This is a genomic window from Pseudomonas nicosulfuronedens, assembly GCF_005877905.1.
Taxonomy (GTDB): domain Bacteria; phylum Pseudomonadota; class Gammaproteobacteria; order Pseudomonadales; family Pseudomonadaceae; genus Pseudomonas; species Pseudomonas nicosulfuronedens.
Window position 1 is genome coordinate 103,363 of record NZ_SWDV01000008.1, and the last position, 21,715, is coordinate 125,077.

Here is a 21,715-nt window from a genome sequence, read left to right on the forward strand (position 1 = left end):
GAAGATCCTGCGAGGAGGCGCGCGGCATGGCCGCAATCAATAAGCTCACCTGCTTCTCCGATCCTTCCTGCCACTACAGTCACCGCGTGCGCCTGGTGCTGGCCGAGAAGAGCGTCGTTGCCGACATCATCGACGTACCCGCCGGAAACATCCCGGCCAAACTCGCCGAAGTGAACCCCTATGGCAGCCTGCCGACCCTGGTGGATCGCGATCTCGCGCTCTACGAGTCGACGGTGGTCATGGAGTACCTCGATGAGCGTTATCCACACCCGCCGCTGCTCCCGGTCTACCCGGTGGCCCGCGCCAACAGCCGCCTGCTGATGCACCGCATCCAGCGCGACTGGTGCAGCCTGGTGGACCGCATCCTCGATACCCGCCGCAAGGATGCCGAACGAGCCTTGGCGCGCAAGGAGTTGCGTGAGAGCCTGACCGGAGTGTCGCCGCTGTTCGCAGACAAGGCGTTCTTCCTCAGTGACGAGCTGAGCCTGGTGGATTGCTGCCTGTTGCCGATCCTCTGGCGTCTGTCGATCCTGGGGATTGAGCTTCCGCGGCCGGCGAAGCCTCTGCTGGACTACATGGAGCGGCAGTTTGCGCGGGAAGCTTTCCGTGCGAGCCTGTCCTCTGTCGAACGTGATATGCGCTAAGGAGCCTGATGATGAACTCCAGTCGTCCCTACCTCGTGCGAGCCCTCTATGAGTGGATCGTCGACAACGGCTGCACGCCGCATATCCTGGTGAATTCCGAGTATCCGGGCGTGCGGGTACCGCCGGGGTATGCCAGCGACGGCCAGATCGTACTCAACGTCTCGCCGACCGCGGTGCGCCATCTGCAGATGGATAACGAGGCGGTCAGCTTCGAAGGTCGCTTCGGTGGTGTCGCCCAGAGTCTCTATGTCCCGTCCCAGGCGGTGATGGCGATCTACGCACGGGAGAACGGCCAGGGCATGGTCTTCGACCTGGAGCCACCGGTGCCCACCGATGATGAGGATCTACCGGATGACGGTCCCTCCGACGAGCCGCCGCGCCCCAGTGGCCGGCCGAGTCTCAAGGTGGTGAAGTAATAAAAAAGGCGACCCGAGGGTCGCCTTTTTCATGCCTGCAATCGAGTGATCAGTCGATGTACTCGAACAGGCGGACGATCTTCTGCACGCCGTCCACGCCCTGGACCACCTGGGTAGCCAGGTCGCCTTCCTTGCGGGTGACCAGGCCCAGCATGTAGACGATGCCGTTCTCGGTCAGGACCTTGATGCGGGTGGAGGGCACGTTCGCGTCAGCGAGCATCTGGCTCTTGATCTTGGTGGTCAGCCAGGTGTCGTTGCTGCGGGCAGCCAGGGAGGAGGGCTGCAGGATCTGCAGCTCGTTGTGCACGGTCTTGACCTTCTGCACTTCCTTGGCGGCCTGTTCGGCCTTGTTCTTCAGGTCGGCGCGAGGAGTCTGGCCGGCCAGCAGCACCACGCCGTTGTAGCTGATCACCACGACGTGGGAGTCGCGGTCGAGGGCGGGGTCGGCCTTGGCGACGTTCACTGCCACCTTGGTTTCGATCAGCGAATCGTCGATCTTGCTGCCAAGGGTGCGGGTGCCCTTGTCATCGTCGATCGGTTTGTCGCGGGTGGCGCTCACGAAGCTCGTGCAGCCACCCAGTGCCATGGTCACGGCCAGTGCGGCTGCGATCAGTGGGGTACGGGTCATTCTTCACTCCCGAACAGTTGACGGTCGATGAGGTCGCACAGGCAGTGTATGACCAGCAGGTGGACTTCCTGGATGCGTGCGGTGACCTTGGCCGGAACGCGGATCTCCACGTCTTCGGGCAGCAGCAACGATGCCATGTTGCCGCCGTCGCGGCCGGTCAGAGCTACGACAACCATTTCGCGATCATGTGCGGCCTGGATCGCCTGAATGACGTTCGCCGAGTTGCCGCTGGTGGAAATCGCCAGCAGTACGTCACCTGGTTGACCCAGTGCGCGGATCTGCTTGGAGAAGACTTCGTTGTAGCTGTAGTCGTTGGCGATCGAGGTGATGGTGGAGCTGTCGGTGGTAAGGGCGACCGCCGGCAGGCTCGGGCGCTCGCGCTCGAAGCGGTTCAGCAGTTCGGAGGAGAAGTGCTGAGCGTCGCCGGCGGAGCCGCCATTGCCGCAGGAGAGAATCTTGCCCTCGTTCAGCAGGGCATTGACCATGACCATGCTGGCCTGCTCGATATGCGGGATGAGCACCTCGGTGGCCTGTTGCTTGGTCTCGATGCTGGCATGGAAGAGCTGGCGGATACGGGATTGCATGTCCATCAGGTGTGACCTTTCGTCGGGCGTCTGATCAGGTGTCAAAAGCGTTGGGAATCCAGTTCAAGTGCCCTGCGGAGCCTGGGGTGCGCGCGTCGATGGCGACGATGTCGAACCGGCAGGGGTGGCTGCTCCAGCGGGCGTTCTGTTGCAGGAAGAGTTCGGCGGAAATGGCCAGGCGTTGACGCTTGCGCATGTCCACGCTCTCCAGCGCTCCGCCCCAGGCAGAATGCCGGCGGGAGCGAACTTCGACGAATACTACTGTATCGCCGTCCAGCATGACCAGATCGAGCTCGCCTCGGCGGCACATCCAGTTCTGCGCCAGGAGGCGCAATCCATGCTGTTCCAGGTGGGCCAGGGCGGCGGCTTCAGCCTGCCGCCCGGCTTTCTGGGTGGGGCTGTTACCGATCAAATACCGCTATTCTCCAGCGGCTGGACCTGGCCGTTCTTGAACTCGGCCCAGGGCAGGCGGCGCTCTACACGCTGGCTGGCGCTGACGCTCAGGGTGCCGGTCAGGCCGTCGACCTGCATGCTCGGCACGGCCTTGAGTTCCGGCAGGCGCGGGGCCAGCTGGTAGGCGTCGGCGCCCATGGCGTACAGGCGACCGAGGCTGCCGTTGGCGGCCGGCCATTGCGCAGCGACTTGCTGGCGCAGGGCGTTGTTCGGGTTCAGCAGCCACGGAGTCTCGCAGAAGCGGATGCCGTTCAGGTCCTGGTCCTGTGCTGGGTTGTTCACGCCGGTGTACAAGTTGGAGGTGGCGTAGACCGGCAGGTCGCCAGCGTACTGGAAGGCCAGGGTCGGTTTGATCTGGCGGGCTTGCTGCGGGGTGGCGGCGAGGAAGATGAAGTCGATGTCCTGGCGGCGCGACGGCTGGGTGTCGACGCTGCTGTCGAGCACGCCCTGCAGGCGCTTGGCGCGGCCTTCGCTCTGGCGCAGTTGCAGCAGGTCGGCGATCTGGCGGGCCAGTTCCACTGGCTGGTCGACGTGCTCGGCGGCGATCAGGGTGCCGCCGGCGGCTTGCCAGTTGCGGCTGAAGGAGGCGAGTACGCGATCACCCCACTCGCCACGTGGCACCAGGGCCACGGCGCGGCGCATGCCGTCGTTCCATGCGCGATTGGCGACTTCGCGGGCTTCGTCTTCGGCGGACAGGCCGAACTGGAACAGCTGCGCCGGACCTTCCTGGTTGCCGTCGGCGTAGTTCAGCGCGAGGGTGGTGATCGGCAGTTGCGGCTGGCTGCTCATCTGCTTGACCAGGTTTTTCTCCAGCGGGCCGACGACCAGTTGTACGCCATCGGCCTGGGCCTGGCGGTAGAACTCGTCCAGCGAACGCACCTGGGTACTGTCGTAGAGCTTGATGGCCGGCTGCGCCTGGCCGCCCTGCTGGGCCTGGTAGTGGGCAGCGAGGAAGCCGTCCTGCAGCGCGCGGGCGACGGAGGCCAGTTGGCCTTGCTGCGGCAGCAGCAGGCCGATCTTGTTCAGCGGCTGGGCAGCCAGGGACTTCAGCTTGGTGAGCGCGTCGGGCAATTGCTTGGCGGCCGGATGGTCGGGGTTCTGCGCGACCCAGTTGTCGATGTTCGACTGCTGTTCTTTCAGGGTCGACGAGGATTTGGTGATGCGCGCCAGTTCCAGCCAGCCGTTCAGGTCACCTTCGTTGCTGCTGGCCTGCATCTGATCCAGGGGCAGGCTGGACACCAGTTTCCAGATTTCCTCATGGTTGGCCTTGCTGGCCTCAGCGTTGAGCAGCGGATCGATGAACACACGCTCACGGGCGGCGCTCAGGGTCTGGCCGTCGGCGGCCAGGGCCAGGGATTTGACCATGCCGGCGCGGGCCTGAAGGTCCACTGGCATTTCGCCCAGGCGCTGGAAGCTGGGGTTGTCGAAGGCCTTCAGTGCAGCCTTGGTCTTGTTGCGGGCCAGTTCGAGTTGGGCACGCAGCGTGCTGGCGAAGACCTGCTGGGCGGGCTTCAGGCTGTCCATGGGGATCTGGTCGAGGATCTGCGTAGAGCGGCCGAGATCCTTCTGCTTGTAGGCCAGATCGGCGGCGGACAGGCGCAGGACGGTAGCTTCGTCCGGCTTGGCAGTGGAGGCCTGCTGCAGCAGCTGTTCGATGCTGGCGTCCGGGGTGCGCGGCAGTTCGCCGAGATTGGACGACGGGGAGGATGCACAGGCGGCGAGCATGCCGGCCAGGAACAGAGCAGATAGCGGACGCAGGCGAGCGATCATATCGGGCTTCTCGTGACGCATTCAAAGAGCTGCCGATTGTACCCAAGCGGCGAGGGGGACGCGATGGCGGCTGCCGGAATCGGGATACAATGCGTCTTTTCCGACACTTCCGGTGAGGTTCTCCCGCGTGACCCTAGGCACTCTCTATGTGGTGGCCACTCCTATTGGCAACCTGGACGACATCAGCGCCCGGGCGCTGAAGGTGCTGGCCGACGTGGCCCTGATCGCGGCCGAAGACACCCGACACTCCGTGCGCCTGCTGCAGCACTTCGGCATCCAGACGCCACTGGCGGCCTGCCACGAACACAACGAGCGGGAGCAGGGCGGCCGCTTCCTCACCAAGCTGCAGGCTGGCGAGGACGTCGCGCTGATCTCCGATGCGGGGACGCCGCTGATTTCCGATCCGGGCTACCACCTGGTGCGCCAGGCGCGCGCGGCGGGCATCGCTGTCGTGCCGGTGCCGGGGGCTTGTGCGCTGATCGCCGCGCTTTCCGCTGCTGGCCTGCCGTCGGATCGTTTTGTCTTCGAAGGCTTCCTGCCGGCGAAGGTCGCCGGCCGCCGTGGGCGCCTGGAGGCGCTGGTGGATGAGCCGCGCACCCTGATCTTCTACGAAGCGCCGCATCGCGTGCTGGAGTGTATCGAGGACATGGCGGCGATCTTTGGCGACGAACGGCCAGCGCTGCTGGCGCGCGAGCTGACCAAGACCTTCGAGACCCTGAAAGGGCTGCCGCTGGGCGAGTTGCGCGAATTCGTGGCGTCCGACAGTAACCAGCAGCGCGGCGAGTGTGTGCTGCTGGTGGCCGGCAAGCCCGCACCGGAAGGCGATGAGGCGGTGGACGCACAGACGCTGCGGGTGCTCGATCTGCTGCTGGCGGAACTGCCTGTCAAGCGTGCCGCAGCGCTTGCCGCGGAGATCACCGGGGCGCGCAAGAACCAGCTTTATCAGATCGCGCTGGAGAGACAGGGCAAGGCTTGAGCTTGTCCTGAGCGACGTCAGCCGCTAACCTTGCGGACTGAGAGTCGATTGGACAGTCGCTGTTCCGTGGTGTTCCACCACGGGGTGGAGGAAAGTCCGGGCTCCATAGGGCAGAGTGCCAGGTAACGCCTGGGAGGCGCGAGCCTACGGAAAGTGCCACAGAAAATAACCGCCTAAGCGCGCAAGCGCCGGTAAGGGTGAAAAGGTGCGGTAAGAGCGCACCGCACGGCTGGCAACAGTTCGTGGCTAGGTAAACCCCACTCGGAGCAAGATCAAATAGGAACCCATTGGCGCGGCCCGCGTTGGGTTCGGGTAGATCGCTTGAGGCATGCAGTGATGTATGTCCCAGAGGAATGGCTGTCCTCGACAGAACCCGGCTTACAGATCGACTCTCAGCACTTTTTCTCCACTTCTTCCCACATGACCATTTGTCGCTGACCGGAAGAAGTTACAAACTTAAGAAATCACTTTAAGTATGAAAGCCCAGTGTTTTGAAAACACTGGGCTTTTCTCTTTTCTAGCGCGTCAAATTCCCTCTCCGAACCTCGCAAAAGCACGCTAAATCTCGGTCCTGTAAGGATTTTTCCCCTCTGGCTCGCCTTGACGGTGGGGAGCGTGGATTTCTATAGTGTGCGGAAGTGGTACGAAGTGGGTAAAAGTGGGATCAACAGGCATGGATAGCCAACCACAGGGGAAGCGCTGACGTGTTTCGCGGAGCTAACGCCATCAGTCTCGACGCCAAAGGGCGCCTCGCGATGCCGAGTCGGTATCGTGACGAGCTCGTTTCGCGTTGCAATGGCCAGCTCATCGTCACCATCGATGCCGTCGACACCTGCCTCACCGTCTACCCCCTCCCGGAATGGGAACTCATCGAAGCCAAGCTGCGCGAACTGCCCTCGCTGCGCGAAGAAACGCGGCGCCTGCAACGTTTGCTGATTGGTAATGCCGTTGACCTGGAGCTGGATGGCGCCGGGCGTTTTCTCATTCCGCCGCGCCTGCGTGAGTACGCCGGCCTGGACAAGAAAGCGATGCTGGTCGGCCAGCTGAACAAGTTCCAGTTGTGGGACGAAGACAAATGGAATGCGGTTGCCGAGGCCGATCTCGCAGCCATCAAAGAACCCGGCGGTCTGCCGGATGAATTGCGCGACCTTATTCTGTGAGCCTGTCTGTGACCAGTACCTTCCAACACATCACCGTTCTGCTCGAGGAGGCCGTCGAAGCGCTGGCCCCCCTGGAGGGCGGCCGCTATGTGGACGGCACCTTCGGAAGGGGAGGGCACAGCCGGGCCTTGCTCGGCAAGCTCGGCCCGGGCGGTCAACTGCTCGGGTTCGACAAGGACCCCCAGGCGATTGCGACGGGAAAAACACTGGCGGCCGAAGACGGCCGCTTCGTCATTGTGCAAAGGTCCTTCGCCGAGATGGCGGAAGAGTTCTCCGCGCGTGGTCTGCAGGGCAGCGTGAACGGCATTCTGCTGGACCTGGGCGTGTCCTCGCCGCAGCTGGATGACCCGGAGCGTGGCTTCAGCTTCCTCAATGACGGTCCGCTGGACATGCGCATGAACCCGGAGCAGGGCGTCAGTGCCGCGCAGTGGATCGCCACCGCTGCGGAAGACGAGATCGCCCGCGTGTTCAAGGATTACGGCGAAGAGCGTTTCGCCAAACGCATGGCTCGCGCCATCGTGCAGCGTCGCGCGGAAGCGCCTTTCGAGCGCACTGCCGATCTGGCCGCCGTAATCACCGAGGCCAATCCGGCCTGGGAGAAGGGCAAGAACCCGGCTACTCGCGCTTTCCAGGGATTGCGCATCTTCATCAACAACGAGTTGGGCGATCTGGAGCGCGGCCTTGAAGCTGCGCTGGAAGGTCTGGCCGTGGGTGGTCGCCTGGTGGTGATCAGCTTCCATTCGCTGGAAGACCGTATCGTCAAACAGTTCATGCGCAAGCAGGTGAAGGGTGAGGCAGACAATCTGCCACGCAATCTGCCGATCCAGGTCAAGCCTTTCGATCCACGCATGAAGCTGATCGGCAAGCCGGTCTACGCCTCCGAGGCGGAGCTCAAGGCCAACCCGCGTTCGCGCAGCGCAGTGATGCGTATCGCGGAGAAGCTCAGATGAGCCGCCTGTTCTCCAAGCGTCTGCCTACCGGCAGCTTCTTCATGTTGCTGCTGTTCATCGGCGTGCTGCTGTCCGCGATTTCCGTTTCCTACAGCGCTTACTGGAACCGCCAACTGCTCAACTCGCTTTACACCGAGCTCAACATTCGCGACAAGGCGCAGGCCGAGTACGGCCGCCTGATTCTCGAGCAGAGCACCTGGACGGCCCACAGCCGTATCGAAGGCCTGGCGACCGACCAGTTGAAGATGCGCGTGCCCGATCCGACCGAAATCATCATGGTGGCGCCATGAGAGACCTGGCCGGCGCTCGTTATCCCTGGCGCTTCCGCGTCGTCATCGCCCTGCTGCTGGCGATGGTGGCGGCGATCGCCTGGCGGATCGTCGACCTGCACGTCATTGACCACGACTTCCTCAAGGGCCAGGGCGATGCGCGCAGCGTGCGCCACATCACCATTCCCGCGCACCGTGGCCTGATTACCGATCGTAATGGCGAGCCGCTGGCCGTCAGTACTCCGGTCGCGACCCTCTGGGCCAACCCCAAGGAGTTGGTCCTCGAACGTGAAAAGTGGGGATTCCTCGCCGACGCCCTTGGTCAGCCCAAGGCGGCTCTGTCCGAGCGTCTGGATGCGAACGCGGACAAGGAGTTCATCTATCTGGTTCGGGGCCTGACCCCGGAGCAGGGCGACGCGGTGATGGCCCAGGTGAAGACCCATCGAATTCCCGGCGTCTATTCGGTCGAGGAATTCCGCCGCTTCTACCCGTCCGGCGAGGTTGCCGCTCAGGTAGTGGGCTTCACCGACGTCGACGACCGCGGCCGTGAAGGCGTGGAACTGGCCTTCGACAGCTGGCTGGCTGGTGTGCCGGGCAAGCGTCAGGTGCTCAAGGACCGCCGTGGCCACCTGATCCGCGATGTGCAGGTCACCCGTAACGCCAAGGCCGGCAAGACCCTGGCCCTGTCCATCGACCTGCGCCTGCAGTACCTCGCCAACCGCGAGCTGCGCAATGCGCTGGTGGAGAACGGCGCCAAGGCCGGCAGCCTGGTGATTCTCGACGTGAAGTCCGGCGAAGTGCTGGCCATGGCCAACCAGCCGACCTACAACCCGAACAACCGTCGCAACCTGCAGCCGGCGATGATGCGCAACCGCGCCATGATCGACGTGTTCGAGCCGGGTTCGACCATGAAGCCGTTCTCCATGAGCGCGGCGCTGGAAACCGGCCGCTGGAAGCCCACCGACAAGGTCGAGGTCTACCCCGGCACGCTGCAGATCGGCCGTTACACCATTCGTGACGTGTCCCGCACCGAAGGGCCGGTGCTGGACCTGACCGGCATCCTGATCCGCTCCAGTAACGTGGGCATGAGCAAGGTCGCCTTCGATATCGGTGGCGAAGCCATCTACAGCCTGATGCAGAAGGTCGGCCTCGGCCAGGACACCGGTCTGGGCTTCCCCGGCGAGCGCGTCGGCAACCTGCCGAATTACCGGGAATGGCGCAAGGCAGAAACCGCGACCCTGTCCTACGGCTACGGCCTCTCCGTCACCGCGATCCAGCTGGCCCATGCCTATGCGGCGTTGGCCAACAATGGCCGCAGCGTGCCGCTGACCATGGTCCGCGCTGATCGCCCGGCAGAAGCCACCCAGGTCATCCCCGAGCCGGTCGCCAAGACCATGCAGGGCATGCTGCAGCAAGTGATCGAAGCGCCGAACGGCGTATACCGCGCCCAGGTGCCGGGTTACCACGTGGCCGGCAAGTCCGGTACCGCGCGCAAGACCGCGACCGGCGCCAAGGGCTACGCCGAGAATTCCTACCGCTCCCTGTTCGCCGGCTTCGCGCCGATGAGCAATCCGCGCTATGTCGCCGTGGTGGTCATCGATGAACCCAGCAAGGCCGGCTACTTCGGTGGCCTGGTGTCCGCGCCGGTGTTCAGCAAGGTGATGTCCGGCACGCTGCGCCTGATGAACGTGCCGCCGGACAACCTGCCGGCGACCCCGCAGCAACAAGCTGATGCTGCGCCCGCTGCCAAAGGAGGGCGTGGCTGATGCCGATGAGCCTGAACCAGCTGCTGCCACAAGCCGAAAGCGGCGAACTGATCCGCGAACTGACCCTGGACAGCCGCACCGTCAAACCGGGCGACCTGTTCCTGGCCGTGCCGGGTGGTCGCCAGGATGGCCGCGGGCACATTGCCGCCGCGCTCAGCCTGGGCGCTGCGGCAGTCGCCTATGAGGCCGAGGGCGCAGTCGATCTGCCGCCCAGCGATGTGCCGATGATCGCCATCAAGGGCCTCGCCAAGCAGCTGTCCGCCATTGCCGGGCGCTTCTATGGCGAGCCGAGTCGTGGCGTCGAACTGGTGGGCGTGACTGGCACCAACGGCAAGACCAGCGTCAGCCAGCTGGTGGCCCAGGCGTTGGACCTGCTCGGCGAGCGCTGCGGCATCGTCGGCACCCTCGGCACCGGTTTCTATGGCGCGCTGGAAAGCGGCCGCCACACCACGCCTGATCCGCTCGCCGTGCAGGCGACCCTGGCACGCCTGAAGCAGGCTGGCGCCAAGGCCGTGGCCATGGAAGTGTCCTCCCACGGCCTGGAGCAGGGCCGTGTCGCGGCGCTGGGTTTCGATGTGGCAGTGTTCACCAATCTGTCCCGCGACCACCTGGACTACCACGGCTCGATGGAAGCCTACGGTGCCGCCAAGGCCAAGCTGTTCGCCTGGCAAGGCCTGCGTTGCCGGGTGATCAACCTGGACGACGATTTTGGCCGCCAGCTGGCCGCCGAGTCCCACGAGTCCCGCCTGATGGGTTACAGCCTGAGCGACCCGTCGGCCTACATCTACTGCCGCGAAGCCACCTTCAGCGATGCCGGCGTGCAAGCGCAGATCGTCGCCCCCCAGGGCGAAGGCCTGCTGCGCAGCTCGCTGCTGGGCAAGTTCAACCTGAGCAACCTGCTGGCCGTGGTCGGTGCGCTGCTGGGCCTGGACTACCCGCTGGGCGACGTGCTCAAGGTGCTGCCGCAGCTGGAAGGTCCGATTGGGCGCATGCAGCGCCTGGGCGGCGGCGAAAAACCGTTGGTAGTCGTGGACTACGCCCACACTCCGGACGCGCTGGAAAAAGTCCTGCTGGCCCTGCGCCCGCACGTTCATGGTCGACTGCTGTGCCTGTTCGGCTGCGGCGGCGACCGTGACAGTGGCAAGCGCCCGATCATGGCGCAGATCGCCGAGCAGCATGCTGACCGCGTGCTGGTCACCGACGACAACCCGCGCACCGAGAAGAGCGACGCGATCATCGCGGACATTCGTGCCGGCTTCGCCAAGCCCGAAGTGGTCGAATTCGTGCCGGGTCGGGGCGAGGCCATCGCCCGCCTGATCGCTGCTGCCGGCGTTGATGATGTCGTGCTGCTGGCTGGCAAGGGGCATGAGGATTACCAGGAGATCGACGGTGTTCGCCACCCGTTCTCCGATCTGGATCAAGCCGCCAAGGCGCTGGCTGCCTGGGAGGTGAAGCGTGCTTAAGCCCCTTTCGCTCAACGAAGTCGCGGGTACGCTGCAGGGCCGTGTGGTCGGTGCCGATACCAGCTTCGACGCCGTGAGCACCGATAGCCGCGCCATCGTGCCCGGCCAGCTGTTCATTGCCCTGACCGGGCCGCGCTTCGATGGTCATGATTACCTGGCCGACGTCGCTGCCAAGGGTGCAGTTGCCGCCCTGGTCGAGCGCGAAGTCGCGGGTGCGCCGCTGCCGCAATTGGTCGTGGCAGATACTCGTATCGCATTGGGCCAGCTCGGCGCGCTGAATCGAGCAGCCTTCACCGGCCGCGTCGCCGCCGTGACCGGTTCCAGTGGCAAGACCACTGTGAAGGAAATGCTAGCCAGCATCCTGCGCACCCAGGGCGAAGTCCTGGCGACCCGTGGCAATCTGAACAACGACCTCGGTGCGCCGCTGACCCTGTTGCAGTTGGCTCCTGAACACAAGAGTGCAGTCATCGAGTTGGGCGCCAACCGTGTCGGCGAGATCGCCTACACCGTCGCGCTGACCCGTCCGCAGGTCGCCATCATCACCAACGCCGGTACTGCCCACGTGGGTGAGTTCGGCGGCCAGGACAAGATCGTCCTGGCCAAGGGCGAGATTCTCGAAGGGCTGGCCGCTGACGGCGTGGCCATCCTCAACCGTGACGACAAGGCCTTCGACACCTGGCAGGCCCGCGCCGCCGGTCGCCGTATCTCCAGTTTCGGCCTGCACGACGCCCGTGCCGACTTCCGCGCCATCGATGTACAGCGTGATGCCCGCGGTTGCCCTGGGTTCACCCTGCAGGGCCCGGCTGGCGAGGCTGCCGTTCAGCTGAATCTGCTCGGTGAGCACAACGTCACGAACGCGATGGCCGCCGCCGCCGCCGCCCATGCCCTTGGCGTGCCACTGGTCGGGATCGTTTCCGGCCTGCAGAACCTGCAGCCGGTCAAGGGTCGCGCCGTAGCCCAGTTGGCGACGAATGGCATGCGTGTGATCGATGACAGCTACAACGCCAACCCGGCTTCAATCTGCGCGGCGATTGATATACTCGCCGGCTTTTCCGGCCGGACCGTCCTGGTCCTCGGGGACATGGGCGAGCTGGGTGCCTGGGCGGAATCTTCCCACCGCGAAGTGGGAACCTACGCCATTGGCAAAGTCACCGCGCTCTATGCCGTCGGACCGTTGATGAGCCACGCCGTGCAGGCGTTCGGTTCCGCGGGCCGGCACTTCGCCGATCAGGCCAGCCTGATCCAGGCCCTGGCCGAAGAAGCTTCGACAACCACCATTCTGATCAAGGGTTCCCGCAGCGCGGCGATGGACAAGGTCGTCGCGGCGCTCTGTGGTTCCTCCGAGGAGAGTCACTAAATGCTGCTGCTGCTCGCCGAGTACCTGCAACAGTTCTACAAGGGCTTCGGCGTCTTCCAGTACCTGACCCTGCGCGGCATCCTGAGTGTGCTGACCGCACTCGCCCTGTCGCTGTGGCTGGGCCCGTGGATGATCCGCACCCTGCAGATCCGCCAGATCGGCCAGTCCGTGCGCAATGACGGTCCGCAATCGCACCTGTCCAAGAAAGGCACGCCGACCATGGGTGGCGCGCTGATCCTCACCGCCATCGCCATCAGCACACTGCTGTGGTCCGACTGGTCGAACCGCTACGTCTGGGTCGTGCTGGCCGTGACCCTGCTGTTCGGCGCCATCGGCTGGGTGGATGACTACCGCAAGGTGATCGAGAAGAACTCCCGTGGCCTGCCGAGCCGCTGGAAGTATTTCTGGCAGTCGGTATTCGGCCTGGGCGCCGCGATCTTCCTCTATATGACTGCCGAGACGCCGGTCGAGACCACCCTGATCGTGCCGATGCTGAAGAACGTCGAGATCCCGCTGGGCATCTTCTTCGTGGTGCTGACCTACTTCGTGATCGTCGGCTCCAGCAACGCGGTGAACCTGACCGACGGCCTCGACGGCCTCGCCATCATGCCCACCGTGATGGTCGGCGGCGCGCTGGGGATCTTCTGCTACCTGTCGGGCAACATCAAATTCGCCGAATACCTGTTCATCCCGAGCGTTCCGGGTGCGGGCGAGCTGATCATCTTCTGCGGCGCCATCGTCGGCGCAGGGCTGGGCTTCCTCTGGTTCAACACCTATCCGGCGCAGGTCTTCATGGGTGACGTCGGCGCGCTGGCGCTCGGCGCCGCGCTGGGCACCATCGCGGTGATCGTCCGCCAGGAAATCGTGCTGTTCATCATGGGCGGCGTGTTCGTGATGGAAACCCTGTCGGTGGTGATCCAGGTCGCCTCCTTCAAACTGACCGGCAAGCGGGTGTTCCGCATGGCGCCGATCCACCACCACTTCGAACTCAAAGGCTGGCCGGAGCCGCGCGTGATCGTGCGCTTCTGGATCATCACGGTGATTCTCGTGCTGATCGGCCTGGCCACGTTGAAACTGCGTTGAGGACTGATCGAGCATGAGCCTGATCGCTTCCGACCAATTCCGCATCGTTGTCGGCCTCGGCAAGAGCGGCATGTCCCTGGTGCGCTACCTGGCGCGCCAGGGCGTGCCGTTTGCCGTGGCGGATACGCGCGCGAATCCGCCGGAGCTGGCGACCCTGCGCGAGCTGTACCCGCAGGTCGAGGTGCGCTGCGGTGACCTCGACGCCGATTTCCTCTGCCGCGCCCAGGAACTCTACGTGAGCCCCGGCCTGTCGCTGCGTGTCCCGGCGCTGATCGAAGCCGCTGCCCGTGGCGTACGCCTGTCCGGCGATGTCGACCTGTTCGCGCGTCACGCGAAGGCGCCGATCGTCGCCATCACCGGTTCCAACGCCAAGAGCACCGTCACCACCCTGGTGGGCGACATGGCCAAGGCAGCCGGCAAGCGCGTCGCCGTTGGCGGCAACCTCGGCACCCCGGCGCTGGACCTGCTGGCCGATGACGTCGAGCTGTATGTGGTGGAGCTGTCCAGCTTTCAGCTGGAGACCTGCGAGCGTCTGAACGCCGAGGTCGCCACCTGCCTCAACGTCAGCGAAGACCACATGGACCGCTATGACGGCATGGCCGATTACCACCTCGCCAAGCACCGCATCTTCCGCGGCGCCAAACAGGTCGTGGTGAATCGTGCCGACGCGTTGAGCCGCCCGCTGATCGCTGACAACGTGCCGTGCTGGACCTTCGGTATCAACAAGCCGGACTTCAAGGCCTTCGGCCTGATCGAAGAGGACGGAGAGAAGTGGCTGGCCTTCCAGTTCGACAAGCTGATGCCGGCGCGCGAGCTGAAGATCCGTGGTGCGCACAACCAGTCCAACGCCCTGGCCGCGCTGGCGCTGGGGCATGCCGTTGGCCTGCCGTTCGAGCCGATGCTGCAGACCCTGCGTGAGTTCGCCGGTCTCGCTCACCGCTGCCAGTGGGTTCGCGAGCGCAATGGCGTGAACTACTACGACGACTCCAAGGCCACCAACGTCGGTGCTGCCCTGGCTGCCATCGAAGGCCTGGGAGCGGACATCGACGGCAAGCTGGTGCTGATCGCCGGTGGCGACGGCAAGGGTGCCGACTTCCACGACCTGCGTGAGCCGGTCGCGCAACATTGCCGCGCCGTGGTGCTGCTGGGCCGCGACGCCGAGCTGGTGGGCGCTGCCATTGGCAACGTCGTGCCCAAGGTTCGCGTGAATACCCTCGAAGAAGCTGTCGAGCATGCCAGCGATCTGGCCCTGCCGGGCGACGCGGTACTGCTGTCGCCGGCCTGCGCGAGCCTGGACATGTTCAAGAATTACGAAGAACGCGGACGCCTGTTCGCCAAGGCCGTGGAGGAGCTCGCCTGATGTTCTCCTTCCTGCGCCCGTACCCGTCCCCGCTGATCAGCCGCAACGGCATCGACATCGACTTCCCGCTGCTTGCGGGTTGTCTGGCGCTGCTCGGCCTCGGCCTGGTGATGGTCACTTCGGCATCCTCCGAAGTCGCCGCGGCGCAGTCCGGCAACCCGCTGTACTTCTCGGTCCGCCACCTGATCTATCTCGCCATCGGCTTCGTCGCCTGCGGCGTGACCATGATGGTGCCGATGGAAACCTGGCAGCGCTGGGGCTGGAAGCTGCTGGCCGTGGCCTTTGTGCTGCTGGTGATGGTGATCACCCCCGGCATCGGTCGCGAAGTGAACGGTTCCATGCGCTGGATCGGCTTCGGCCTGTTCAACATCCAGCCCTCGGAGATCGCCAAGGTCTTCGTGGTGATCTTCATGGCTGGCTACCTGGTTCGCCGCCAGGAGGAGGTACGCGAGAGCTGGCTGGGCTTTTTCAAGCCGTTCGTGGTGCTGCTGCCGATGGCCGGCCTGCTGTTGCGCGAGCCTGACTTCGGCGCCACCGTGGTGATGATGGGCGCGGCCGCCGCGATGCTGTTCCTCGGCGGCGTGGGCCTGTTCCGCTTCGGCCTGATGGTCGCGCTGGCGGTCGGCGCCGTGGTGCTGCTGATCCAGACCCAGCCTTACCGGATGGCGCGTCTGACCAACTTCACCGATCCCTGGGCCGACCAGTTCGGCGCGGGCTACCAGCTCAGCCAGGCGCTGATCGCCTTCGGCCGCGGCGGCTGGACCGGCATGGGCCTGGGCAACAGCATCCAGAAGCAGTTCTACCTGCCCGAGGCGCACACCGACTTCGTGTTCGCGGTCCTCGCCGAAGAGCTGGGCATCGTAGGCGCGATGGCCACCGTGGCCCTGTTCGTCTTCGTCAGCCTGCGCGCGCTGTACATCGGTATCTGGGCCGAGCAGTCGAAACAGTACTTCTCCGCCTACGTCGCCTACGGACTGGCTTTCCTGTGGATCGGCCAGTTCCTGATCAACGTGGGAGTGAACGTCGGCCTGCTGCCGACCAAGGGCCTGACCTTGCCGTTCCTCAGCTACGGCGGCAGTTCCCTGGTGATCTGCTGTGCCCAGCTGGGGATGCTGCTGCGCATCGAATGGGAGCGCCGCACCGTGATGGGCAGCGAGGAATATGAATTCAGCGAAGAGGACTTTGCCGATGAAAGGTAACGTCCTGATCATGGCGGGCGGCACCGGCGGACACGTGTTCCCGGCCCTGGCCTGCGCACGTGAGTTCCAGGCACGCGGTTACAGCGTGCACTGGCTGGGCACCCCACGTGGTATCGAAAACGATCTGGTACCCAAGGCCGGCCTGCCGCTGCACCTGATCAACGTCAGCGGCCTGCGTGGCAAGGGCCTCAAGTCCCTGCTGCGAGCGCCGTTCGATCTGCTCAAGTCGCTGTTCCAGGCCCTGGGCGTGGTGCGCCAGCTCAAGCCGGTCTGCGTGCTCGGCCTGGGTGGCTACGTCACCGGTCCGGGCGGCCTGGCTGCCAAGCTGTCCGGCGTGCCGCTGGTGATCCATGAGCAGAACGCCGTCGCCGGCACCGCCAATCGCAGCCTCGCGCCGCTGGCCAAGCGTGTCTGCGAAGCCTTCCCGGATACTTTCGACAGCAGCGCCAAGCGCCTGACCACTGGCAACCCGGTGCGCGTTGAACTGTTCCTGGAGGAGGACGCCCGTGCGCCGTTGGCTGGTCGTCGCGTCAACCTGCTGGTGCTGGGTGGCAGCCTGGGCGCCGAACCACTGAACAAGCTGCTGCCCGAAGCGCTGGCGCAGGTGCCGGCTGAGATTCGCCCGGCCATTCGCCATCAGGCCGGTCGTCAGCATGACGAAATTACAGCGGAGCGTTATCGCACTGCGGGTGTCGAAGCGGACGTAGCTCCGTTCATCGCAGACATGGCCGCTGCCTACGCCTGGGCCGATCTGGTGATCTGCCGCGCCGGAGCGCTGACCGTGAGCGAGCTGACTGCCGCCGGCCTGCCGTCCTTCCTGGTGCCGCTACCCCATGCGATCGACGACCACCAGACCAAGAACGCCGAATTCCTGGTGCGGGAGGGCGCGGCCCTTCTGCTGCCACAGAAATCTACCAGCGCCGCCGAACTGGCCGCGCAGTTGTCCGAGGTATTGATGCATCCCGATTCCCTGACCCGCATGGCCGCTCGCGCACGCAGCCTGGCCAAGCCCGAGGCTACCCGCACGGTAGTCGATGCCTGCCTGGAGGTGGCCCGTGGTTAAAGAACCCACCGGCGTCACCCGCACCATGCGGCGCATCCGCCGCATCCACTTCGTCGGCATCGGTGGCGTGGGCATGTGCGGTATCGCGGAAGTGCTGCTCAACCTCGGCTACGAAGTCTCCGGCTCCGACCTCAAGGCGTCGCCGGTTACCGAGCGCCTGGAAAAATTCGGCGCGGAAATCTTCATCGGCCACCGCGCGGAGAACTCCGACGGCGCCGACGTGCTGGTGGTATCCAGCGCGGTGAACAAGTCGAACCCGGAAGTTGCCGCTGCGCTGGATCGCCGCGTGCCGGTCGTGCCGCGTGCCGAGATGCTCGCCGAGCTGATGCGCTACCGCCACGGTATCGCCGTAGCCGGTACCCACGGCAAGACCACCACCACCAGCCTGATCGCCTCGGTATTCGCTGCCGGCGGCCTGGACCCGACCTTCGTCATCGGCGGCCGCCTGAACGCCGCCGGCACCAACGCGCAGCTGGGTACCAGCCGTTACCTGGTGGCCGAGGCGGACGAGAGCGACGCCAGCTTCCTGCACCTGCAGCCGATGGTCTCGGTGGTCACCAACATCGACGCCGACCACATGAGCACCTACGGCGGCGACTTCAACAAGCTCAAGCGCACCTTCGTCGACTTCCTGCACAACCTGCCGTTCTACGGTCTGGCCGTGGTCTGTGTGGACGACCCGGTCGTGCGCGAGATCCTGCCGCAGGTCGCCCGCCCCACCGTCACTTACGGCCTGAGCGAGGACGCCGACGTCCGCGCCATCAACATCCGCCAGGAAGGCATGCGTACCTACTTCACCGTGCTGCGCCCCGAGCGCGAGCCGCTGGACGTTTCGGTGAACATGCCCGGCCTGCACAACGTGCTGAACTCCCTGGCGACCATTGTCATTGCCACCGACGAGGGCATCTCCGATGAGGCCATCGTCCAGGGCCTGTCCGGTTTCCAGGGCGTCGGCCGACGCTTCCAGGTCTACGGCGACCTGCAGGTGGAAGGCGGCAGCGTGATGCTGGTCGACGACTACGGCCACCACCCGCGCGAAGTCGCGGCGGTAATCAAGGCCGTGCGTGGTGGCTGGCCGGAGCGCCGTCTGGTGATGGTCTACCAACCGCACCGCTTCAGCCGTACCCGTGATCTGTATGACGACTTCGTGCAGGTGCTGGGCGAAGCCAACGTGCTGATGCTGATGGAAGTCTACCCGGCCGGCGAAGAGCCGATCCCCGGCGCCGACAGCCGTCACCTGTGCCACAGCATCCGCCAGCGCGGCCAGCTCGACCCGATCTATCTGGAGCGCGGCGGTGACCTCGCTTCTCTGCTCAAGCCGCTCCTGCGTCCGGGCGACATCTTGCTCTGCCAGGGCGCCGGCGATATCGGCGGGCTGGCTCCGGCACTGATCAAGAACCCGATGTTCGGCGCCGCTGCTGCTGGCGTCGAGGGGAAGAAACAATGAGTGACGCCCTCAAATCCGCCCTCGAGCCCCGCGCCTTCGGTCGCGTCGCTGTGCTGTATGGCGGCAAGAGCGCCGAGCGCGAGGTGTCGCTGAAGTCCGGCACCATGGTCCTGCAGGCTCTGCAGGGCGCAGGCGTGGACGCTTTTGGCATCGATGTGGGCGACGATCTGCTGGAGCGACTGACCCGCGAGAAAATCGACCGCGCCTTCATCATCCTCCACGGTCGTGGCGGTGAAGACGGCACCATGCAGGGCCTGCTGGAAATCGCTGGTATTCCTTACACCGGCAGCGGTGTGCTGGCTTCCGCATTGGCCATGGACAAGCTGCGCACCAAGCGTGTGTGGCTGAGCCTGGGCCTGCCGACGCCTGACCACGCTGTCCTCGCCAGCGAGGACGATTGCCGTGCCGCGGCCGCGAAGCTGGGTTTCCCGCTGATCGTCAAGCCTGCCAGCGAGGGCTCCAGTATCGGCATGGCCAAGGTGAACAGCGAGCAGGAGCTGATCGCCGCCTGGACCGTCGCCGCGAAATACGACCCGCAGGTGCTCGTCGAGCAATGGATCAGCGGCCCCGAGTTCACCGTCGCGATCCTTCGTGGCCAGGTGCTGCCGCCCATTCGCCTGGGCACCCCGCACACCTTCTATGACTACGACGCGAAGTACCTGGCCAACGATACCCAGTACCAGATTCCCTGCGGCCTCGACGCCGACAAGGAGCAGGAGCTCAAGGACCTGACCGCGCGCGCCTGCGATGCCCTCGGCATCCAGGGCTGGGGTCGGACCGATGTGATGCAGGACGCCCAAGGGCGTTTCTGGCTGTTGGAAGTGAACACCGCACCGGGCATGACCGACCACAGCCTGGTGCCCATGGCCGCGCGCGCGGCCGGCCTGGATTTCCAGCAACTGGTGCTGGCGATCCTCGCCGACAGCGTCGAGGCAAGGGGGTAAGTCATGAACGGCGCGCAGCTTCGTCACCAGAATCCCGGAATCGGCCGTGCCCCCGCACGCAAGCCGGTGCCGCGCGGCGCCAGCCGTCTGGTGGCCAAGGAGCCGCTCAGCGCTCGCATGCCCAAACCCAGCTTCGGCTTCCTGAAGGTGCTGCTGTGGCCTCTGGTGCTGGGCGTGCTCGGCGGCGGTGCTTACTACGGCGCGCAATACGTGCTGCCCTATGCCGACCGCCCGATTGCCAAGGTCAGCGTGGAAGGCGACCTCAGCTACATCAGCCAAGCAGCGGTGCAGCAGCGGATCAGCCCCTACGTGTCGGCCAGCTTCTTCACCATCGACCTGGCCGGCATGCGTCAGGAGCTGGAGCAGATGCCCTGGATCGCCCATGCCGAAGTGCGCCGCGTTTGGCCTGATCAGGTGGTTGTCCGCCTGGACGAGCAATTGCCCATCGCCCGTTGGGGTGACGAAGCCCTGCTGAACAACCAGGGTCAGGCTTTTGCCCCGCGTGAAGTGGCCAACTACGAGCACCTGCCGCGCCTGTCCGGCCCGCAGCGCGCTCAACAGCAAGTGATGCAGCAATACCAGATTCTCAGCCAGATGCTCCGCCCGCTGGGCTTCACCATCGCCAGCCTGGACATGAGTTCGCGCGGCGCCTGGACCCTGGGTACCGCTCAGGGCGTGGAGATCATGCTGGGCCGCGATCACGCGGTAGAACAGATTCGCCGGTTCGTGACCATCTACGACAAGGCGCTGAAAGACCAGATTACGAAAATTGCCCGCATCGACATGCGCTACCCCAACGGCCTGGCCGTGGGTTGGCGCGATCCGATGCCGGGAGCGACGGTGGCTCAGACCACCGCCGCGCAGTGAGTTGAGGAGACTTCTATAAACATGGCAAGCGTGCAGAGCGGCAAAATGGTCGTCGGCCTGGACATCGGCACCTCCAAGGTGGTGGCGCTGGTGGGCGAGGTGGCGGCCGATGGCAAGCTGGAAATCGTCGGCATCGGGACGCATCCGTCGCGCGGCCTGAAGAAGGGCGTGGTGGTCAACATCGAATCCACCGTGCAATCGATCCAGCGCGCCATCGATGAAGCCCAGCAGATGGCTGGCTGCCGTATCCACTCGGCCTTCGTCGGCATCGCCGGCAACCATATCCGCAGCCTGAACTCCCACGGCATCGTGGCGATCCGCGACCGCGAAGTCAGCGGCGCGGACATCGAACGCGTGCTGGACGCGGCCCAGGCCGTGGCCATCCCGGCCGACCAGCGTGTGCTGCACACCCTGGCCCAGGACTACGTGATCGATAACCAGGAAGGCGTACGCGAGCCGCTGGGCATGTCCGGCGTCCGCCTGGAAGCCAAGGTGCACGTGGTGACCTGCGCCGTGAACGCCGCACAGAACATCGAGAAGTGCGTGCGCCGCTGCGGTCTTGAGGTGGACGACATCATCCTCGAGCAGTTGGCCTCGGCCTACTCCGTGCTCACCGAGGACGAGAAGGAACTGGGCGTATGCCTGGTGGACATCGGCGGCGGCACCACCGATATCGCCATCTTTACCGAAGGCGCCATCCGCCACACGGCGGTGATCCCGATCGCTGGTGACCAGGTCACCAATGACATCGCCATGGCGCTGCGCACCCCGACTCAGTACGCTGAGGAAATCAAGATTCGCTACGCCTGTGCACTGGCCAAACTGGCCGGCCCCGGCGAAACCATCAAGGTGCCCAGCGTCGGTGATCGTCCGCCGCGGGAACTGTCGCGCCAAGCGCTTGCCGAAGTGGTCGAGCCTCGCTACGACGAGCTCTTCACCCTGGTTCAGGCAGAGCTGCGTCGCAGTGGCTACGAGGACCTGATTCCAGCCGGGATCGTCCTGACCGGTGGCACTTCCAAGATGGAAGGCGCCGTCGAGCTGGCCGAAGAGATCTTTCACATGCCGGTGCGCCTGGGCGTACCCCACAGCGTCAAGGGACTGGCCGACGTCGTGCGCAATCCAATCTATTCCACCGGCGTGGGGCTGCTCCTGTACGGACTGCAAAAGCAATCCGACGGCATCTCCATGTCCGGCAGCAGCTTCAGCAGCGACGAACCCAAGACACCGGTACTGGAAAAGCTCAAACGCTGGGTCCAGGGCAATTTCTGATTTACCACCGCGGTAAACGTAGGCAACACAACTAGAAAGGAAGGAGA

General features: G+C 64.9%; 21 protein-coding genes and 1 other RNA gene. 18 read left to right on the plus strand and 4 right to left on the minus strand.

The window, feature by feature from the left end; translation table 11 throughout:
• Positions 1 to 26 precede the first annotated feature (26 nt).
• On the plus strand, positions 27 to 644 hold the full coding sequence (locus FAS41_RS08800; protein ID WP_138521299.1) for a glutathione S-transferase N-terminal domain-containing protein: 618 nt from the start codon (positions 27 to 29) through the stop codon (positions 642 to 644).
• An 11-nt stretch (positions 645 to 655) separates the two neighbouring features.
• A complete protein-coding gene (locus FAS41_RS08805) occupies positions 656 to 1,060 on the plus strand; it encodes a ClpXP protease specificity-enhancing factor (RefSeq protein WP_081517483.1) in 405 nt (134 codons plus the stop codon).
• 49 nt (positions 1,061 to 1,109) lie between these two features.
• On the opposite strand, the gene FAS41_RS08810 is transcribed toward FAS41_RS08805, so the two are convergent.
• The 4 genes from FAS41_RS08810 to FAS41_RS08825 are packed head-to-tail and all read right to left on the minus strand — an operon-like array spanning position 1,110 to position 4,495.
• A complete protein-coding gene (locus tag FAS41_RS08810) occupies positions 1,110 to 1,688 on the minus strand; it encodes a BON domain-containing protein (protein ID WP_138521301.1) in 579 nt (192 codons plus the stop codon).
• Positions 1,685 to 2,278, minus strand: coding sequence for a phosphoheptose isomerase (locus tag FAS41_RS08815; RefSeq protein WP_017518113.1), 594 nt, complete (start codon positions 2,276 to 2,278; stop codon positions 1,685 to 1,687). Before FAS41_RS08815 ends, FAS41_RS08810 begins: the two co-directional genes overlap by 4 nt.
• Before the next feature lie 28 nt (positions 2,279 to 2,306).
• Positions 2,307 to 2,684, minus strand: a complete 378-nt coding sequence (locus FAS41_RS08820) for a YraN family protein (RefSeq protein WP_138521303.1) — start codon at positions 2,682 to 2,684, stop codon at positions 2,307 to 2,309.
• Positions 2,681 to 4,495 carry a penicillin-binding protein activator gene (locus tag FAS41_RS08825; protein ID WP_138521305.1) on the minus strand — a complete coding sequence of 605 codons (1,815 nt, stop codon included), beginning with the start codon at positions 4,493 to 4,495 and terminating at the stop codon, positions 2,681 to 2,683. Before FAS41_RS08825 ends, FAS41_RS08820 begins: the two co-directional genes overlap by 4 nt.
• Before the next feature lie 127 nt (positions 4,496 to 4,622).
• Here FAS41_RS08825 and rsmI point away from each other — a divergent pair, with 127 nt between their 5' ends.
• The 16 genes from rsmI to ftsA all read left to right on the plus strand — a co-directional run bounded on the left by rsmI (position 4,623) and on the right by ftsA (position 21,668).
• Positions 4,623 to 5,471, plus strand: a complete 849-nt coding sequence (gene rsmI, locus FAS41_RS08830) for a 16S rRNA (cytidine(1402)-2'-O)-methyltransferase (protein WP_171049467.1) — start codon at positions 4,623 to 4,625, stop codon at positions 5,469 to 5,471.
• Between the two features lie 40 nt (positions 5,472 to 5,511).
• Positions 5,512 to 5,868: RNase P RNA component class A (gene rnpB / locus FAS41_RS08835), an RNA gene on the plus strand.
• Between the two features lie 307 nt (positions 5,869 to 6,175).
• Complete coding sequence (mraZ, locus tag FAS41_RS08840) at positions 6,176 to 6,631, plus strand: division/cell wall cluster transcriptional repressor MraZ (protein ID WP_081517487.1); 456 nt, start codon at positions 6,176 to 6,178, stop codon at positions 6,629 to 6,631.
• A gap of 8 nt (positions 6,632 to 6,639) precedes the next feature.
• Positions 6,640 to 7,581: a 16S rRNA (cytosine(1402)-N(4))-methyltransferase RsmH gene (rsmH, locus tag FAS41_RS08845; protein ID WP_138521309.1), complete on the plus strand. Its 942-nt coding sequence runs from the start codon at positions 6,640 to 6,642 to the stop codon at positions 7,579 to 7,581.
• Positions 7,578 to 7,871 (plus strand): cell division protein FtsL, encoded by a 294-nt coding sequence (gene ftsL, locus FAS41_RS08850; RefSeq protein ID WP_045209619.1) that lies wholly within the window; start codon positions 7,578 to 7,580, stop codon positions 7,869 to 7,871. Before rsmH ends, ftsL begins: the two co-directional genes overlap by 4 nt.
• Positions 7,868 to 9,616, plus strand: coding sequence for a peptidoglycan D,D-transpeptidase FtsI family protein (locus tag FAS41_RS08855; RefSeq protein WP_138521311.1), 1,749 nt, complete (start codon positions 7,868 to 7,870; stop codon positions 9,614 to 9,616). Before ftsL ends, FAS41_RS08855 begins: the two co-directional genes overlap by 4 nt.
• A complete protein-coding gene (locus FAS41_RS08860) occupies positions 9,616 to 11,079 on the plus strand; it encodes a UDP-N-acetylmuramoyl-L-alanyl-D-glutamate--2,6-diaminopimelate ligase (RefSeq protein ID WP_138521313.1) in 1,464 nt (487 codons plus the stop codon). Before FAS41_RS08855 ends, FAS41_RS08860 begins: the two co-directional genes overlap by 1 nt.
• Positions 11,072 to 12,436: a UDP-N-acetylmuramoyl-tripeptide--D-alanyl-D-alanine ligase gene (locus FAS41_RS08865; protein ID WP_138521315.1), complete on the plus strand. Its 1,365-nt coding sequence runs from the start codon at positions 11,072 to 11,074 to the stop codon at positions 12,434 to 12,436. Before FAS41_RS08860 ends, FAS41_RS08865 begins: the two co-directional genes overlap by 8 nt.
• Positions 12,437 to 13,519, plus strand: coding sequence for a phospho-N-acetylmuramoyl-pentapeptide-transferase (mraY, locus tag FAS41_RS08870; RefSeq protein WP_081517491.1), 1,083 nt, complete (start codon positions 12,437 to 12,439; stop codon positions 13,517 to 13,519). It abuts the gene before it with no gap.
• Between the two features lie 13 nt (positions 13,520 to 13,532).
• Positions 13,533 to 14,879 carry a UDP-N-acetylmuramoyl-L-alanine--D-glutamate ligase gene (gene murD, locus FAS41_RS08875; protein ID WP_138521317.1) on the plus strand — a complete coding sequence of 449 codons (1,347 nt, stop codon included), beginning with the start codon at positions 13,533 to 13,535 and terminating at the stop codon, positions 14,877 to 14,879.
• Positions 14,879 to 16,078 (plus strand): putative lipid II flippase FtsW, encoded by a 1,200-nt coding sequence (gene ftsW / locus FAS41_RS08880; protein ID WP_017518101.1) that lies wholly within the window; start codon positions 14,879 to 14,881, stop codon positions 16,076 to 16,078. Before murD ends, ftsW begins: the two co-directional genes overlap by 1 nt.
• Positions 16,068 to 17,141 carry an undecaprenyldiphospho-muramoylpentapeptide beta-N-acetylglucosaminyltransferase gene (gene murG, locus FAS41_RS08885; protein ID WP_138521319.1) on the plus strand — a complete coding sequence of 358 codons (1,074 nt, stop codon included), beginning with the start codon at positions 16,068 to 16,070 and terminating at the stop codon, positions 17,139 to 17,141. The genes ftsW and murG overlap by 11 nt, the downstream gene beginning before the upstream one ends.
• The gene (gene murC / locus FAS41_RS08890) at positions 17,134 to 18,588 is read left to right on the plus strand and encodes a UDP-N-acetylmuramate--L-alanine ligase (protein WP_138521321.1); all 1,455 of its coding nucleotides are present in this window, start codon (positions 17,134 to 17,136) and stop codon (positions 18,586 to 18,588) included. Before murG ends, murC begins: the two co-directional genes overlap by 8 nt.
• Positions 18,585 to 19,532 carry a D-alanine--D-alanine ligase gene (locus tag FAS41_RS08895; RefSeq protein WP_138521323.1) on the plus strand — a complete coding sequence of 316 codons (948 nt, stop codon included), beginning with the start codon at positions 18,585 to 18,587 and terminating at the stop codon, positions 19,530 to 19,532. Before murC ends, FAS41_RS08895 begins: the two co-directional genes overlap by 4 nt.
• 3 nt (positions 19,533 to 19,535) lie before the next feature.
• Positions 19,536 to 20,399, plus strand: coding sequence for a cell division protein FtsQ/DivIB (locus tag FAS41_RS08900; RefSeq protein WP_138521325.1), 864 nt, complete (start codon positions 19,536 to 19,538; stop codon positions 20,397 to 20,399).
• 21 nt (positions 20,400 to 20,420) lie between these two features.
• A complete protein-coding gene (ftsA, locus tag FAS41_RS08905; protein ID WP_045209630.1) occupies positions 20,421 to 21,668 on the plus strand; it encodes a cell division protein FtsA in 1,248 nt (415 codons plus the stop codon).
• Positions 21,669 to 21,715 lie beyond the last annotated feature (47 nt).

Coding starts and splice junctions, on each gene's coding strand:
- FAS41_RS08800 (WP_138521299.1), top strand. CDS start 27: ATGGCCGCAATCAATAAGCTCACCTGCTTCTCCGATCCTTCCTGCCAC.
- FAS41_RS08805 (WP_081517483.1), top strand. CDS start 656: ATGAACTCCAGTCGTCCCTACCTCGTGCGAGCCCTCTATGAGTGGATC.
- FAS41_RS08810 (WP_138521301.1), bottom strand. CDS start 1,688: ATGACCCGTACCCCACTGATCGCAGCCGCACTGGCCGTGACCATGGCA.
- FAS41_RS08815 (WP_017518113.1), bottom strand. CDS start 2,278: ATGGACATGCAATCCCGTATCCGCCAGCTCTTCCATGCCAGCATCGAG.
- FAS41_RS08825 (WP_138521305.1), bottom strand. CDS start 4,495: ATGATCGCTCGCCTGCGTCCGCTATCTGCTCTGTTCCTGGCCGGCATG.
- ftsL (WP_045209619.1), top strand. CDS start 7,578: ATGAGCCGCCTGTTCTCCAAGCGTCTGCCTACCGGCAGCTTCTTCATG.
- FAS41_RS08855 (WP_138521311.1), top strand. CDS start 7,868: ATGAGAGACCTGGCCGGCGCTCGTTATCCCTGGCGCTTCCGCGTCGTC.
- FAS41_RS08860 (WP_138521313.1), top strand. CDS start 9,616: ATGCCGATGAGCCTGAACCAGCTGCTGCCACAAGCCGAAAGCGGCGAA.
- mraY (WP_081517491.1), top strand. CDS start 12,437: ATGCTGCTGCTGCTCGCCGAGTACCTGCAACAGTTCTACAAGGGCTTC.
- murD (WP_138521317.1), top strand. CDS start 13,533: ATGAGCCTGATCGCTTCCGACCAATTCCGCATCGTTGTCGGCCTCGGC.
- ftsW (WP_017518101.1), top strand. CDS start 14,879: ATGTTCTCCTTCCTGCGCCCGTACCCGTCCCCGCTGATCAGCCGCAAC.
- murG (WP_138521319.1), top strand. CDS start 16,068: ATGAAAGGTAACGTCCTGATCATGGCGGGCGGCACCGGCGGACACGTG.
- FAS41_RS08895 (WP_138521323.1), top strand. CDS start 18,585: ATGAGTGACGCCCTCAAATCCGCCCTCGAGCCCCGCGCCTTCGGTCGC.
- FAS41_RS08900 (WP_138521325.1), top strand. CDS start 19,536: ATGAACGGCGCGCAGCTTCGTCACCAGAATCCCGGAATCGGCCGTGCC.
- ftsA (WP_045209630.1), top strand. CDS start 20,421: ATGGCAAGCGTGCAGAGCGGCAAAATGGTCGTCGGCCTGGACATCGGC.